12 protein-coding genes are annotated in these 14,833 nt (G+C 66.3%); 9 read left to right on the top strand and 3 right to left on the bottom strand.

Annotated features, from left to right (window positions below):
• Positions 1–157: 157 nt before the first annotated feature.
• The 6 genes from MXA07_RS17915 to MXA07_RS17890 all read left to right on the top strand — a co-directional run bounded on the left by MXA07_RS17915 (position 158) and on the right by MXA07_RS17890 (position 6,900).
• Positions 158–625, top strand: a complete 468-nt coding sequence (locus tag MXA07_RS17915) for a PaaI family thioesterase (RefSeq protein ID WP_247729954.1) — start codon at positions 158–160, stop codon at positions 623–625.
• 244 nt (positions 626–869) lie between these two features.
• Complete coding sequence (gene nosZ, locus MXA07_RS17910; protein ID WP_247729953.1) at positions 870–2,768, top strand: TAT-dependent nitrous-oxide reductase; 1,899 nt, start codon at positions 870–872, stop codon at positions 2,766–2,768.
• A gap of 5 nt (positions 2,769–2,773) precedes the next feature.
• On the top strand, positions 2,774–3,589 hold the full coding sequence (locus MXA07_RS17905) for a hypothetical protein (RefSeq protein ID WP_247729952.1): 816 nt from the start codon (positions 2,774–2,776) through the stop codon (positions 3,587–3,589).
• On the top strand, positions 3,586–4,965 hold the full coding sequence (gene nosD, locus MXA07_RS17900; RefSeq protein ID WP_247729951.1) for a nitrous oxide reductase family maturation protein NosD: 1,380 nt from the start codon (positions 3,586–3,588) through the stop codon (positions 4,963–4,965). The genes MXA07_RS17905 and nosD overlap by 4 nt, the downstream gene beginning before the upstream one ends.
• Complete coding sequence (locus tag MXA07_RS17895; RefSeq protein WP_247729950.1) at positions 4,946–5,914, top strand: ABC transporter ATP-binding protein; 969 nt, start codon at positions 4,946–4,948, stop codon at positions 5,912–5,914. The genes nosD and MXA07_RS17895 overlap by 20 nt, the downstream gene beginning before the upstream one ends.
• Positions 5,911–6,900: an ABC transporter permease gene (locus MXA07_RS17890; RefSeq protein WP_247729949.1), complete on the top strand. Its 990-nt coding sequence runs from the start codon at positions 5,911–5,913 to the stop codon at positions 6,898–6,900. Before MXA07_RS17895 ends, MXA07_RS17890 begins: the two co-directional genes overlap by 4 nt.
• 74 nt (positions 6,901–6,974) lie before the next feature.
• Here MXA07_RS17890 and MXA07_RS17885 read toward each other — a convergent pair whose 3' ends face one another.
• Positions 6,975–7,931: a dimethylarginine dimethylaminohydrolase family protein gene (locus MXA07_RS17885; protein ID WP_247729948.1), complete on the bottom strand. Its 957-nt coding sequence runs from the start codon at positions 7,929–7,931 to the stop codon at positions 6,975–6,977.
• A gap of 81 nt (positions 7,932–8,012) precedes the next feature.
• Positions 8,013–8,609 (bottom strand): cysteine hydrolase family protein, encoded by a 597-nt coding sequence (locus tag MXA07_RS17880; RefSeq protein WP_247729947.1) that lies wholly within the window; start codon positions 8,607–8,609, stop codon positions 8,013–8,015.
• A gap of 111 nt (positions 8,610–8,720) precedes the next feature.
• Between MXA07_RS17880 and MXA07_RS17875 the strand changes: the two genes are divergently transcribed.
• The 3 genes from MXA07_RS17875 (at position 8,721) to MXA07_RS17865 (ending at position 12,994) form a co-directional block, all read left to right on the top strand.
• Positions 8,721–10,463, top strand: a complete 1,743-nt coding sequence (locus MXA07_RS17875) for an Hvo_1808 family surface protein (protein WP_247729946.1) — start codon at positions 8,721–8,723, stop codon at positions 10,461–10,463.
• A gap of 160 nt (positions 10,464–10,623) precedes the next feature.
• Complete coding sequence (locus tag MXA07_RS17870) at positions 10,624–11,787, top strand: nicotinate phosphoribosyltransferase (protein WP_247729945.1); 1,164 nt, start codon at positions 10,624–10,626, stop codon at positions 11,785–11,787.
• A 670-nt stretch (positions 11,788–12,457) separates the two neighbouring features.
• On the top strand, positions 12,458–12,994 hold the full coding sequence (locus MXA07_RS17865) for a hypothetical protein (RefSeq protein ID WP_247729944.1): 537 nt from the start codon (positions 12,458–12,460) through the stop codon (positions 12,992–12,994).
• Positions 12,995–13,244: 250 nt separating this feature from the next.
• Here MXA07_RS17865 and MXA07_RS17860 read toward each other — a convergent pair whose 3' ends face one another.
• On the bottom strand, positions 13,245–14,636 hold the full coding sequence (locus tag MXA07_RS17860; protein WP_247729943.1) for an ATP-binding protein: 1,392 nt from the start codon (positions 14,634–14,636) through the stop codon (positions 13,245–13,247).
• Positions 14,637–14,833: the final 197 nt, after the last annotated feature.

Genomic DNA, 14,833 nt, shown 5'->3' with positions numbered 1-14,833 from the left:
CGGTGATTGGAGCCCGATAGAGTAGTATTTTCAGGTGCGATTCAGAATAGTGCGTTTAGCCCGGGCCCACTCCCGTCAGCCTCGTCGAACAAACGCCGTTCAACGCGTCGATCCGGAAAAGCGCAGGTCTTAGCACCCGGGCGGCCCAGGGACGGGTATGAGCGACGAGTACGACGCGATGCGGGACACCCTGCAGGCGCACATCGACGAGCATCACGAGTTCCTCTCGTGGCTCGGAATGGCCGTCGAGCACGTCGGCGAGGGGACGATGACGCTCTCGATTCCGTACGACGAGAAACTGACCAACACCCGGCCGAACGGCGGGCAGACGGACCGCCGGCCCGACATTCACGGCGGCGTCGCCGCGACGATGGTCGACACCGTCGGCGGACTCGTCCTGCGGACGAAGTTCGACTACCCCGTCCAGACCGGCGTCGCCACGATCAACTTGAACGTCAACTACCTGCGACCCGCGACGGGCGATTTGTCGGCGACGGCGGACGTGATCCGCGTCGGCTCGACAGTCGGCGTCAGCGAGGTCGCCGTCGAGAGCACGACGCCCGACGGCGAGACGCGCGAGGTCGCGACCGGGCAGGGATCGTATCGCATTTTCCGGTCCGACTAGCGTCGCACCGTCTCGGGGTGCCCGTTCGATCACCGATCTGTCCAACCTACCATCTTCGTGCGCTCCGAAGACGAGTATACTCCCGAACACATTCAGGGCCGCTATCGCTCGGCAGGAATCGATCTCCGGTCTAATATCGTGGACTCCCCGAGGATCACCCGTACCGATCGGGATGTCGGCACCGCCGATCCCGTACCAGCCATTTCGCGGATGGCACCGGTGACGAACCCGCGATACCAGACCAATGACCCGATCCAGCGAACTCGACGGCCGACCGACCGAGACGAGCAGTACGACCGACGCGAGCGATCGCGATCCGCTGTTCGCCCGCATCCCGCGGCGCGATTTCGTGAAGGCCGGCGCCGCGACCGGCGCGCTAACGTCGCTTGCCGGCTGTGCGGGAGTGCTCGAGACCGAGGATTCGACCTCGTTCGATGACGTGAAGACCGAGGTCGAGCCGGGAGAACACGACGACTACTACGCGTTCCTCTCTGGCGGGCACACCGGCGAGATCCGCGTCTACGGCATCCCGTCGATGCGGCAGCTGATGCGGATTCCGGTGTTCAACGCCGAGAGCGCCCGCGGCTACGGGTACGACGACCGGACGAGGGAGATGCTCGAGAACGCGGGTGGCTACTCGTGGGGTGACACGCATCACCCGCGCGTGAGCCAGACGGACAACGACTACGACGGCCGCTGGGCGTTCGTCAACGACAAGGCAAACGGCCGAATGGCCCGGATCGACCTGAAATACTTCGAAACCGACGCCATCGTCGACATTCCGAACCAGCAGGGGACCCACGGCGCCTGCTGTCTCCTGCCGGACACGAAGTACGTCTTCGGCGTCGGCGAGTTACGCGTTCCGATGCCCAACGACGGGCGCGATCTCGACGATCCCGAGAACTACACGTCGACCATCGCCGCGATCGATCCCGAGACGATGAACGTCGAGTGGGAAGTCCTGGTCGACGGCAACATGGACAACGGCGACGGCGGCAAGGAGGGCCGCTGGTTCTTCGCGACGGGCTACAACAGCGAACACGCTACCACCGAGAGCGAGATGTCCTCGACTGACACCGACTGGGTGAAAGCCTTCGACGTGCCGGCCATCGAAGCGGCGGTCGAGGCCGGCGACTACGAGGAGATCGGCGGCGTCCCCGTCGTCGACGGTACCCGCGACAGTTCGCTGAACGAAGGCGACCGGCCGATCGTTCGCTACCTCGACGTCTCGAAGAGCCCCCACGGCGTCAGCGTCACCCCGGACGGAACGTACGCCATCGCGAGCGGCAAACTCGATCCGACCTGCTCGGTGATCGACATCGAGGCGCTGGCCGAGGTCGACGATCCGAACGACGCCATCGTCGGCCGCCCGCAGCTCGGGATGGGGCCGCTGCACACCGCCTACGACGGGCGCGGCCACGCCTACACGACGCTGTTCATCGACTCCCAGGTCGTCAAGTGGGACATCGAGGCCGCGGTCGACGCCGATCCCCAGTCGACCGACCCGATCGTCGAGAAGATCGACGTCCACTACAATCCGGGGCACCTGATCGCGGCGGAATCGTACACGGCGGATCCGCAAGGCGACTGGCTGATCTCGCTGAACAAGCTCTCGAAGGACCGCTTCCTGCCCGTCGGGCCGATGCACCCCGAGAACGACCAGCTCATCTACATCGGGGACGACGAGGAGGGAATGCGTCTCGTCAAGGACACGCCGTCCTACGCCGAACCCCACGACGCCTCGATCGTCAGCGCCGACAAGCTCGACCCCGCGAAGGTGTACGATCCCGCGGACTACGACGAGGAGTTCGTCGAACACGGCGAGTCGGAGGTGATCCGAGAGGACGGCCGCGTGCACGTCAAGATGTACTCGATGCGCAACGAGTTCGGCTTAACCGACGTCACCGTTACGGAAGGCGACGAAGTCACCTTCACGGTGACCAACATCGAGAACACCACCGACATCTTACACTCCCTGGCCATCCCCGAGCACGACGTCAACATCAAGCTCGCGCCCCAGGAGACCCGGGAAGTGACGTTCACGGCCGACGAGGCGGGCGTTTACTGGATGTACTGTGCGTTCTTCTGTAGCGCACTGCACCTCGAAATGCGCTCCCGACTGATCGTCGAACCCGCGGAGTGATCACGATGTCCCTCGCTCGCCTCGAGCGATCCCTCGAACTCAGGCGGCTGCTCCCGATCGTCGCAGCCGTCCTGTTCGTGCTCGCGTTACGGATGCCGATGTGGCGGATCACGCTCTCGGCGCCCCAGTACGTCGACCAGCTCGTCGTCGAACTCTACGCACACCCGGCGATCGGCGGGGACTGGGAGGAAGTTCGGGCCCTCAACAAGTACGTCGGGTTCTACTACCCGGACCCGGTCCACGCCGATCCGAACTACGCGGTCCACGAGAAGGCCGTCGCCGTCCCCGAGTGGGTTCTCGGGCCGGTGGTCTTCCTCGGCCTCGCCGGTGCCTCGGTGCTCGTCGCGGCGCTCCCGACGGACGCCCTCTCGCGGGGACTCACCGCCCTGTTCGCCGCCGCGGTCGCGATCTTCGCGGCGATGGGGGCGATCATCCAGTACCGACTCCACCAGGCCGGCCACTCGCTCGATCTGGACGCCCCACTCAACGGCGTTGACGGCTTCACCCCCCCGCTGCTTGGCACCTACGAGGTCGCCAACATCAGCGGGACCGCCTGGTTCGGTCCCGGCGGCTACATGGCCGTCGCCGCGGTCGCGCTGCTGGGCATCGCCGTCGCGCTCCGGAACTCGCCGGCGACGATCACCGATGCGCCCGCCCTCCTGCGCGGCGGGTGGGGCCGGCTCGGCGAACGCATCGGGGACGGACCGGGAGACGACGGCGACACCGACGCGCCCCTGAAACCAGAAGACGACGGCGGCACCGACACGCTGCGGGAACCGGCCGGGAACCCGCCCGTCGATCACGGAGGTGAGCGGCCGTGAGAGAGGGCGCACTCCTCGTCGCCGCCGTCGTTGTCCTGGGCGGTGCGCTGGCTGCGGCGGCCGTCGCCGCAACGGGATCGTCCGCAGACGCCGAGGGCGTCGACGGCTGGCAGGGGGACGTCCCGGCCGTCCACGACGTCGACGACCCCGAGACCGACGGCGTCGCGACCCTCGACGGCCGGACGTTCGACTCGGTCCAGCGGGCCGTCGACGCTGCAGAACCAGGTGACACGATCGTCCTCGACGGCCAGTTCGACGAGCGGGTCACCGTCGACACGCCGGGCCTGACGCTCGCGGCCGACGAACGGGACGCCGCGGTGATCGACGGAGGTGGCGAGGGAAGCGTCGTCGTGATCGACGCGCCGAACGTCACCGTCGAAAACGTCTGGATCCGCGACGCCGGCTACGAACGCGGGGACGCCGACAGCGGCGTCGCCGTCAAGGGGTCGAATGCCACCCTGTCGTCGCTGCGACTGACCGAAATCCAATTCGGCGTCTGGATCGGCACCGTCACCGGCGTCACCGTCGAGGACTCGATCGTCGCCGGGCGCGAGGACGTCCCGCTGGCCCAACGCGGCAACGGCATCCACCTCTGGGAAACCACCGGCGCCCGCCTGTCCAACAACTCGATCACGACCGTCCGTGACGGGATCTACTACCAGTGGGCAGCGGAGGTCGTCGCGGAGGGCAACGCGATGTGGGACGTGCGCTACGGCGTCCACTACATGTACTCGAACGACAACCGCCTCGTCGACAACGTCGCGTTCGACAACGACGTCGGCTTCGCGCTGATGGTCTCGAAGCGGCTGACCCTCGCGAACAACACCGCCGTGAACAACGACGGGACGAGCGGCCACGGGATCCTGGTCAAAGACGTCGAGGACAGCGAGATCGTCGGAAACGACCTCGTCGGCAACGGCAACGGCCTCTACGTCCACAACTCTCAGGACATCCGCATCGCGTCGAACCTCGTCCTGGAGAACGACGTCGGAATCCACATCACCGCGGGCAGCCGCGGCGAGGTGGTCTCGGGCAACAGCTTCATCGCCAACGGCGCGGCCGCGTTCGCGGAGACGACCGCCCAGACGAGCTGGAACGACTCAGAGCGGGGCAACTTCTGGGCGAACGCGCAGATCGTCGACCTCGAGGATGACGGGCGCAGCGACGTCCGCCACCGACCCGCCGGGACCGTCGAGAAACTGGTCCGCGAGAAGCCGCAGGCGGCCGTCTTTGCCGAGAGTCCCGCCTTCGACGCGGTGAAACTGGCCGAGAGTTCGTTCCCGGTCGTCGAATCGCCCGGGATCGTCGATCACCGACCGCTCGCCGACTCACCCCACGACGACTGGAGGTCCTACTATGGAGATCACGATCACTGACGTCCGGAAGCGATACGGCGACGTCGTCGCGCTCGACGGGCCCTCGATGACGATCCCGTCGGGCTCGACGTTCGGCGTCCTCGGAACCAACGGCGCTGGCAAGACCACGCTCTTCGAACTCCTCGTCGGGTACGACCGACCGGAGGCGGGCCGCATCGCGGTCGGCGGCCTCGACGTCGAAGACGCCGGCCACCGCGTTCGCGAGCGGGTCGCGTTCCTGCCGGAACACGCCGGATTCCCGGCGGGATTAACCGGCCGCGAGGTACTCGAGGTCCAGGCCCAGATTCGTGGGATCGACGACCGAAAACGGCGGATTCGCGGCGCGCTCGACACCGTCGGCCTGACCGGCGCCGCCGACCGGTCCGTCGCGGGCTACTCCAACGGCATGGGTCGTCGGCTCGGGCTCGCCGCGGCGCTACTTGCCGACCCGCCGGTGCTCGTCCTGGACGAGCCGACGGCCGGCCTCGATCCACGCGGCGTCGCCACGTTCCACGAGATCGTCGAGCGGATCGACCGTGAGACCGACGCGACGGTCGTTCTCTCCTCGCACGTCCTCTCGGAGGTAGAGCGGCTCTGTGACCACGTCGCCATCCTCGAGGACGGACAGCTTCGCGCCTCCGGCTCGGTCGAGTCCCTTCGGACGGCCGGCGGCCACGACGTCACGGTCGTCCTCGCGCCGTCCGGCGGGCCCGGAAGCGACGCGCGAACCGAACTCCTCGCGGCGGTGCAGGACTGGGGCGACGTCGCGACGACCGACGGGACGATCGAAGTCGAATGCGACCGCGAGACGGCGTTCGAACGGCTTTCGACGCTCGAGTACGACCAGCTCGACCGCTTCGAGGTTCGCGAGCCGGGACTCGAAGCGGCCTTCCGCGAGGCGCTCGCCGGCGAGGATGCGGGGGCGGCCTCCGAGCCGGCTGCTGGACCAGCGGAGGTGCGTTCGAGATGACCGACGGCCGGAAACACGGCGGTCCGGACGACGCAGTTCCCGGTCCGAACGAGGCGGTCACGGACCCGGAGCGTGACGAGCCCCGTTCGCGCCCCGGGGACGGGTCCGCCGCTACCCGGACCGACGGGGGATACGGCACGCTCGCGACCAGCGGGGTCGGCGAGGCGGCCGGCTCCGGGGACTGGTACCGGCAGACGTTCGTCGTCTGCCGGACGGAGTACCGGCTGGCGATCCGGAGCCGGTGGCCGATCGGGCTGATCGGCGTCTTCGCCGCGTTCGCGCTCGGCCTGACGACCTTCAGCGGCGCCAGCGTCGGTCCCGCGGGGTTCGGGCGGACGGTCGCGAGCCTCGCGGTGCTGGCGGTCTACCTCGTTCCGCTGGTCGCCCTGGCGTTCAGCTACGACGCCGTCGTCGGCCGGGAGGAGAGCGGGTGGCTCCAGACGCTGTTCGCGCTGCCGGTCGAGCGCGCCTGGATCGTCGTCGGCACGGCGCTCGGTCGGGCGGTCGTCCTCGCGAGTGCGACGATCGTCGGATTCGGCATCGCCGGCGGGTTCCTGGTGCTTGAGTACGGTATCGACGGCGCCGACACGTACGTCGGGTTCCTGCTCGCGACGGTCGGGCTCGGCCTGGCGTTCCTCGCGATCGGCGCCCTCGTCTCGACGATCGCCAGCGAGAAGACCCACGCCCTCGGGGGTTCGTTACTCGTCTGGGCGTGGTTCGTGCTCGTCCACGACCTGCTCGGCCTGGGGCTGATCGCCGCGTTCGACCTCTCCGAAGCGGCCGTCTCCGCGATGGTGCTTTCGAACCCGACCGGCGTCTTCCGCGCGCTGGTCCTGGGATCGCTCGGCGCCGGCGGTGACGCCGGGTTCGCGAGCGTTCTCGCCGAGGCGGGGCTCTCACCCGGCGTCCTCGCGACCACGCTGCTGGCCTGGATCGCTGTCCCGGTCGGACTCGCAGCGGTGGCGATCGGGCGGCGACGACTCTAACCCCGGCGTTGGCCGTTCGGTGCCGGCCACAACGCCCGATCGGTCGTCGAGGGTTTCCGTCGTGCGCCCGTCGATCAGGCCGGCCGCCCGAGTTCGAGCGACAGGCAGAACACGGAGCCGCCGGCGTTCTCGAACTCGCCGACGTCGACCGGGACCGGGGTGTAGCCCGCGTCCGCGAGGATCGACTCCGTCTCCGGGTTGTTCGCCGGGAGCAAGACGTGCTCGCCGTCGACGCAGTGGGCGTTGCCGGCCATGCCCTCCCGAGACTCCGAGACCGGAATCTCCAGCACCGTCTCGAAGACGTCGGCGATCCGGTCGCGACCGGCGTCGGCGAACGCCTCGGGCTGGATGAGTACCGCCGAGGCGTCCAGCGGCGTCATGCAGACGTCGAGGTGGTAGTAGCGCTCGTCGGTGAGTTCGAGCGCGAGGACCGGCGCGTCGAGCCGGTCGGCCAGCTCGTCGTAGACCGCGCGCTCGGTGCGAACGCCGTAGCCGCCCCAGAGGAGGCGTCGGCCGGGGTGCCACAGCGCGTCGCCCGTTCCCTCGAACGCGCCGTCGGGGGCCGGTTGCACCTCGTAGCCGGCCCGCTCGGCCCAGCTCGCGAGGTAGGCGGGTTCGCCGCGGCGCTCGTCGGTCGCCATCGAGGCGAGGACGATTCCGTCTCCCTCGGCGGTCGCCAGCCCGAGATTCGCGGCGAAGACGAGGTCGGGCCGGTCGGCCGGTTCGGGGACCGGACCCTCCAGGACCGACGGCGGCTCCTGGCTCCGGAGGCGATCCAGCACCGCGTCCGGGTCGAGGGCGGCGACCGACCCGGCGTACCGGTCGTAGGCGTCGGACAGCCCGTTCCACTGCGCGGACGCGCGATCGCGATCGACGTCGCCCCCCGAGTACGGGTTGATCGCGTACGTGACGTCGAAGTACGTCGGCTCGACGAGGAGAACCCGGTCGTGGGACGGCCGGGGCCTGAGTTCCCGAAGATCCAACGCGAGCGGCTCGGTTTCGTCGACGACGGTGGGCGCGGGCGCAGCCATCGTTCGACGGTTTTCGCGAGTGAGAATAACGGTTGCGACTCGCTCCAAAAAACGACGCCGTCTGCGGGGCCGACCGGGGGCTTACGCACCCGGTTCCGTCGACCGCTGCTCGAACTCGATCGCGTCGCTCTCGCGGACCTCGCCGAAGAGCCACTCGGCGTGGTCGAGGGCGTACTCGCGGTGGTCGTCCTCGATCGCGCCGATGCAGTCCTCGAGCAGGACGGGGCGGAAATCCCGCAGTCCGGCGCTCCCGGCCGTGTGGAGCACGCAGACGTTCGCGAGCGTCCCGCAGAAGAGCAGGTCGGAGATCCCGCGGGCCCGCAGCCACCCCTCGAACTCGGTTCGCTGGAACGCGTCGTAGGTGTGCTTCTCGACGACGTGATCGGCCCGCGAGGCGGGGAGGTCGTCGACGATCTCGGCGCCCCAGGATCCCTCGCGGACGTGTTCGCCCCACCGCTCGAACTCGTCGTAGTAGTGGGCGCCCTCGAACTGCTCGGGCGGGTGGACGTCTCGCGTGAAGACGATCGACGCGCCCGCGGCGTCCGCCCGCGTCACGAGGTCGGCGATCGGCTCGACCACCGCCTCGCTCCCCGGCGCGTAGAGCGCCCCGTCGGGGTGACAGAAGTCGTTTTGCATATCGACGACGACCACCGCCGTGCGGTCGGGATCGAGCGTCATACGCGTCGGTAGGGGCGTCGGGCAAATAACGCTCACGTCGAACGCTCCCGGTCGTCGGGCCGACGACCGGGATTCTTTTGGTCCGTCCGCCCAAAGCCCGGCCAGCTATCGATGAATACGATTCGCGCGTGTCTTCTCTCGTTTCTCGTCGTCGTATCGTTCGTCGCCGTCCCGCTCTCGGCAGGGGCCGTCGGCGCCGGCGCGACCGCCTCGCCCGCCGATACAGCCTCCACCGCCCAGGACGTCACCTCGTCGACAGTCGAGCCCGGCGTCACCGGCCAGCCGTCGACGATGTCGGTTGGACCGTCGAGCGCGCTCCAGTCCGGCGAGCGGGAGTCGGATCCCTCGATGGAGGAGACGATCGGCTACGTCCGGGGCTACTGGCACGACGACGAGCTGCCCGTCGACGATCGCGAGGGCGCTCACGTAAACGAATCCGAACTACAGACCGTCGTCCACCGGTCGATGGCACGCGCGGAGGTCGTTCGCGGGTTGACCTTCCAGTCCGTCCCGGACGTCGAACTCATCACGCGTGATGACTTCCGGAACGAGACCGACGACCTGTTCGGAAACCTGACCGACTCCGATCGACTCCTCGAGAACGTCCGCTACGAGGCCTACCTGATGGCCGGTCGCGATACCGACGCCGTCGACGCCTACCAGCAACTCTACGGCGGCTCCGTCGGCGGGTACTACGACCCGGAGACCGACGAGATCGTCATCGTCTCCGACAGCACCGACGAGATCGAGGTGGCCGAGAACACCCTCGGGCACGAACTCGTTCACGCGCTGCAGGACCAGCACTTCAACATTACCCGGTACGACCGCCGGACGCTCGACGAAGACGGCGCGATCAACGGGCTGATCGAGGGCGGCGCCTCGTTCGCGGAGGACGCGTACGTCGATCGGTGCGGTGAGGACTGGGCGTGCCTCGAACCCGAGGCGTCCCCGGGCGGCGAGCAGCCCGCGGTCTGGGGGCAGTACTTCCAGCTGATCATGCCCTACGACGAGGGACCGGACTTCGTCGAGTACGTTCACGATCGGGGCGGCTGGGAGGCCGTCGACGCCCGGTACGACGAGCCGCCCGCGAGCACGGCGGAGGTGATCCACCCCGGAACCGAGCGCGAGCCCGTCAACGCGACCCCCGCGGATCGGTCGACCGACGAGTGGTCGCGCCTCGAGGCCGACCAGGGCGCGACCGTCGAACGCGTCGGCGAGGCGGGCCTCGTCTCGATGTTCATGCACGACTCGGTCCAGCGCCAGCTGAGCGGCTCGGTCATCGATATCCAGGACTGGGTCTCGCGGACGCCCGAGGGCGGCGAGACCTACGAGTACGCCCAGCCGATCACGGACGGCTGGGCCGGCGACGGCCTCGCCGTCTACACGACCGACGCGCGGACGGCCGACGAGAGCGGCTACGTCTGGCGGACGGAGTGGACGAACGAAACCGAGGCCGCCGAGTTCCGCGACGCCTATCTGGAACTGCTCGGACTCAAAGGCGCCGAACCCGTCGCCGACGCGGCGAACACGCTTCGCCTCGAGGAGACCTATCCGGGCGCCTATCACGTCTCGCACGAGGGCTCGACGGTCCGGATCGTCCGCGCGCCGTCGGCCGACGAACTCTCGGCCGTTCACGAACCGACCGGATCGAGCGACGCGGAGCAGATCGACCACCCGGTGTTCGACGCCGACGGTGAGACCGAGGCGGACGGTTCCGACGGCGCCGGTGACGGCAACGAGAGCGACGGCGCCGACGGTGGTGACGGCGACGACGGCGAGTCGCTGCCCGGATTCGGCCCCACCGTCGCCCTCGTCGGACTCGCACTGGCCGTCGGCCTCGCACGACGGCGGTAGGGCGGGTACGTGGCCGACGCGGGTGGTCGCCCCGGGACGGACCGCCGTGTCGCGCGGATGGTGCGAGCGAACCTCTTTCCGCCGGGACGGTCGGTTCCGACGAGGCCGCCGACCGTTCCAGGACGAATACACTTTGATCCCCCGTCGAGAACACTCGGTCATGACGACTCCGTTCGGTACCGTTCCGGCCGAGGCCATCCGGAACGGGCGAGCGACCGACGCCTACTTCGAGCGCACACGCGAAACGCTCGAGCACGCCGACCGAAACCCGCGCGTGGTCGCGGAGGTGACCGCCGACCAGTTCCCGACCGGCGCCTTCGAGGTCCTCACCGGCGTCGCCGAGGCCGCGCGCCTTTTCGAGGGCCGCGGGGTGGACGTCGACGCGCTCCCCGACGGGACGCTGTTCGACGGCGGCCCCGTCATGCGTATCGAGGGGCCGTATCTCGAATTCGCCGAGCTGGAGACCGCCCTGCTCGGCCTCCTCTCCCAGCCCAGCGGGTTCGCGACGGCCGCCCTCGAGTGTCGGCTGGCAGCTCCCGAGTCGACGGTCCTCTCCTTCGGGGCCCGCCACCTCCACCCGGCGCTCGGATCGGTCGTCGAACGCGCCGCGCTGGTGGCCGGCCTCGACGGCTTCTCACACGTCGCCGCGGGCGAAATGCTGGGCCGGGAGGCGGGCGGGACGATGCCCCACGCGCTCATGTTCTGCTTCGGCGAGGGCAACCAGGCCGAGGCCTGGCGGGCGTTCGACGCGGCCGTCCCGGAGGACACCCCGCGGATCGCGCTGACCGACACGTTCTGGGACGAGGTGTCGGAGTCCCTGCTGGCCGCGGCAACGCTGGGCGACGCCCTCGACGGCGTCCGCCTCGACACGACCGGCTCTCGACGCGGCGACTTCCGCCACATCGTCTGCGAGGTGCGCTGGGAACTCGACGCCCGAGGTCACGAGGACGTCGACATCTTCCTTTCGGGTGGGCTCGGTCCCACCCAGCTCCGCGCCCTGCGCGACGTCGCCGACGGCTTCGGCGTCGGCAGCGCCGTCACGAGCGCGGACCCGATCGACTTCGCCCTCGACATCGTCAGCGTCGACGGCGAGGCCGTCTCCAAGCGCGGCAAGCTCTCGGGCGTCAAGGACGTCTACCGCACCCCCGAAGGTGGGCATCACGTGACGCTGGCCGACGGTGACGGCCCCGACGATGGCGAATCGCTGCTCGAACCGCTCGTCCGCGACGGGGAGATCGTGCGGGAGTTCGATCTCGAGGGGGCGACCGGGCGGTGTCTGGCCGACGCGGAGCGAGTTGGATTCGGTGAGAAGCCGGACGAGTAGGTGGGACGGATGGGGCCGGCGAGGACAATGCTGTCGAGTGGGCAGCGACGCATTCCGTGCGAAACGCCTGGCCCAGGTGCGAGTAAATCCACGATCGACCGAACCAAGCGCTGAATTGGCCGTACACCAGCTTGGGAGATGCTGGATTTGATAGTTCCGAGACGCCAAAATAATAGTAAAAACCACTAAGGCTCCTCTCCCAAGTCAATTCCAGCTACCCGTTTGACGAAGCTACCAATCGATTCTACAGTGGATGCAATAGTCGGCTCCGGCGTTATTTCTTCGCACTTGGTATCACAGATAGTATGACACCCTCGATCGCCGCGGTGGTAATGGGGATATCGGCGTTATCGTTCTGGTCGGGAATCTCTTACTAAGGAGATGTATAGGTGATACTTGTGATCCGGGTAACTGAATACCATCTTTGTAATTGGAAGTTACAATTCTCTATCGCGGTCGGTTCTCGCCGAGACGTTACAATTATCGATATATAGAATAGTTTTTAAACCCTAATGCTTATTATAATTGGTAACGTAAGTGTATATGTATACGTCCGAAAAGACGACAATTCCTGAAAGCGGTCCCGGGAGTGGCAGTTGGGACGAGTGCGCTAAGCGGTGTCGTGAGTGCGTCATCAGACCGGTTGTTCCACATCACAGAAACTGAGCGGATGGGGAGCGAGGATAGCGGAAAGATCGAGTACGCCATTGGCATCAACAGCTGCGACGTTGAAGCCGTCGACATCGATGACGATGATATTGTTAGCACCGACTGCCGTCATGACGGAACAAATATCTGGGGATCAGTTTGGGGCGACACAGACACGTACCGGATGTCGTCCGACGCCCAGATAACGTATCTCGAAGCAAGCTCAGGCTATTGGGCATGCGATGATGTCCATAAGGGCTGTGGACCGCAGCTCACCTACACGTGTGAGGGAGCCGGCAACAGTTCCACTGACTGGGAACTCGAGGTGACCGATGCGTCCAATTCGGGTGGAAGTGTAAATTATTATAGCATCTATGTCACCGACAAGATAGAAGGTGATGGGGGACAAGAACACAACGACTGGGTACACGACGGCTGGGTCGAAGGGTATGTCGGCGGCGGTGACGAAGATCACTACGAGATGAGCGGGAACTTCGATTACATCTCGATTTACCCGTTCTCCGAAGAGGTTCGGATCGATAGATACGAACTGGACTAATCATGGGAGATCGTCGCTGAGTGTTGCGACTTCAATTTACCCCAAGGGTCGAACAGATATAGGATAGGTGACGGCCAAAACGCCTTTCGAGAGCCCATAGATGTGACGAGAGCGTCGCCCGGCACATCACATTGAGACCTGTTATGACATTTTCTAAAAAGACAACTAACACGATGTTCAGATAATAGGTCTTGAGTTCCCGATGGTCGGCCACAACGGTCCGAAAAGTAACCCAATCGATCCAGGTCGCCTATGAGTTCGGTGACAGCATTGCGTCGACGTCCGAGAGATCGAACAGCGTCCATCGGTCATCGAGTTCGTCGGTGAGTCCGTCGACGAACCCGCTTTTCGAGAACACGGCAAACGCCTCGTCTCGCGTGTCCGGTCCCCATCGGACCCGCTCGGCGTTGTCGCGAAGCTGCGAAACGAGCGATCGACCGACGGGTTCGGACGTCCACTTGCACTCCGCGAGCAGAATGCGGTCGTCGTTCGGCGCGAGTCCGACGATATCGATCTCGTCTTCGCCGTACCACCACCGGCCGACTTCGGAATAGGGTGCGAGTTCTCCGCGCCGAATGCCCTCCCACACGGTTTCCTGGCAGACTGCTTCGAACGTCGTGGCGACGTGGTCGGGGAGGGTCGGTTTGATCGTTCCGTCGTAGACGACGGCAGGCGCTTCTTGGATGCTGGACCGATTCGATTCGACGAACCGGAACCAGAAGCGGAGAAACTCGTCGGCGACGCGGTAGCGCGACCGCTTCGACTGCTTCGGTGAGGCCGTCACGGGGACGTCACGTTCGAGCAATCGTAACCGGCGTAGCGTCTTGAGATATTTCGACAGCGGTCCCGAATCGATTCCCGTCGCGCCGGCGATTTCGTTCGGCGTCGTGTGTCCCGTCGCGACCGCTTCGAGGATACTCATGTATCTGGCGGGGTTGCGCAACTCGGTTCGTAACAGGAACTCGGGTTCGTTGTAGAGAACGGCTGTCGGGGAGAGAATCTGTTCTCGGACGTTCTCGCGGAGGGACTCGTCGTAGTCGAAGCGGGTAAGGTACATCGGTGTCCCACCGGTGACGGCGTACGACCTGATCGCGTCCGCGATATCGTACGTGATGACCTCGCGGGCCTGCTTGAAGGAAAACGGCTGGAGGTCGATCTGTCCCGTTCGACGGCCGTAAAGCGGACTTTCGTGGCCGAGTACCTCGGACTCCATCGTACTCACGCTGGATCCGCAGAGGACGAACATTGAATCGGTGCCCCGGAGTCGTTCGTCGACGAACGACTGGAGATACGATGGAAGCGAGTCATTCTCCGCGACGAGGTACGGAAATTCGTCGATGACGACGACCAGTCCGCTGGTGAGTTTGTCGCCGAGATACTCGAATGCCCCGTCCCACCTCTCAATTCGGGGCACGCGATCGTCGAAGTGCTCAGCGACCTGTTCGACGAACTTCTCACGCTGACGCGTTTCTGCCTCCTGGGCCGCCAAGAAATATACGTGGGGCCGATCAGCGCAGAATTCCTGGAGGAGTTCGGTCTTGCCGACGCGGCGGCGGCCGTACACGACGTAGAACTCGTGCCCGGGGGATTCGTACGCCGTTTCGAGAGCGTCGAGTTCACGCTCCCGATCGTAGAAGGTCATACTCCAACTAATCATTATCGCGGTAATGACTTAGGGATTACGCCGCCGTCCGCAGTCGTTCACACGGATGTTCTCCTGCCACGGAGGAGGAAAAACGCCGTCAGCAGCCGAACCGAACCCAAACATTGCTCGTCGGGCTGGCTCTCCGGGCGCTGAGTCGTTGCGACGCGCGAATCGGAGCAGCTAGAACGATGTAG

Origin of the sequence: Halovivax limisalsi, assembly GCF_023093535.1 — an archaeon.
In the GTDB taxonomy this organism is placed as follows: Archaea; Halobacteriota; Halobacteria; order Halobacteriales; family Natrialbaceae; genus Halovivax; species Halovivax limisalsi.
Note: the sequence above shows the minus strand (reverse complement) of the source record. Positions and strands in the feature narration are given on the sequence as shown.

Coding starts and splice junctions, on each gene's coding strand:
- MXA07_RS17915 (WP_247729954.1), top strand. CDS start 158: ATGAGCGACGAGTACGACGCGATGCGGGACACCCTGCAGGCGCACATC.
- MXA07_RS17905 (WP_247729952.1), top strand. CDS start 2,774: ATGTCCCTCGCTCGCCTCGAGCGATCCCTCGAACTCAGGCGGCTGCTC.
- MXA07_RS17885 (WP_247729948.1), bottom strand. CDS start 7,931: ATGGCTGCGCCCGCGCCCACCGTCGTCGACGAAACCGAGCCGCTCGCG.
- MXA07_RS17870 (WP_247729945.1), top strand. CDS start 10,624: ATGACGACTCCGTTCGGTACCGTTCCGGCCGAGGCCATCCGGAACGGG.
- MXA07_RS17880 (WP_247729947.1), bottom strand. CDS start 8,609: ATGACGCTCGATCCCGACCGCACGGCGGTGGTCGTCGTCGATATGCAA.
- MXA07_RS17890 (WP_247729949.1), top strand. CDS start 5,911: ATGACCGACGGCCGGAAACACGGCGGTCCGGACGACGCAGTTCCCGGT.
- MXA07_RS17895 (WP_247729950.1), top strand. CDS start 4,946: ATGGAGATCACGATCACTGACGTCCGGAAGCGATACGGCGACGTCGTC.
- MXA07_RS17875 (WP_247729946.1), top strand. CDS start 8,721: ATGAATACGATTCGCGCGTGTCTTCTCTCGTTTCTCGTCGTCGTATCG.
- MXA07_RS17860 (WP_247729943.1), bottom strand. CDS start 14,636: ATGACCTTCTACGATCGGGAGCGTGAACTCGACGCTCTCGAAACGGCG.
- MXA07_RS17865 (WP_247729944.1), top strand. CDS start 12,458: ATGGGGAGCGAGGATAGCGGAAAGATCGAGTACGCCATTGGCATCAAC.
- nosZ (WP_247729953.1), top strand. CDS start 870: ATGACCCGATCCAGCGAACTCGACGGCCGACCGACCGAGACGAGCAGT.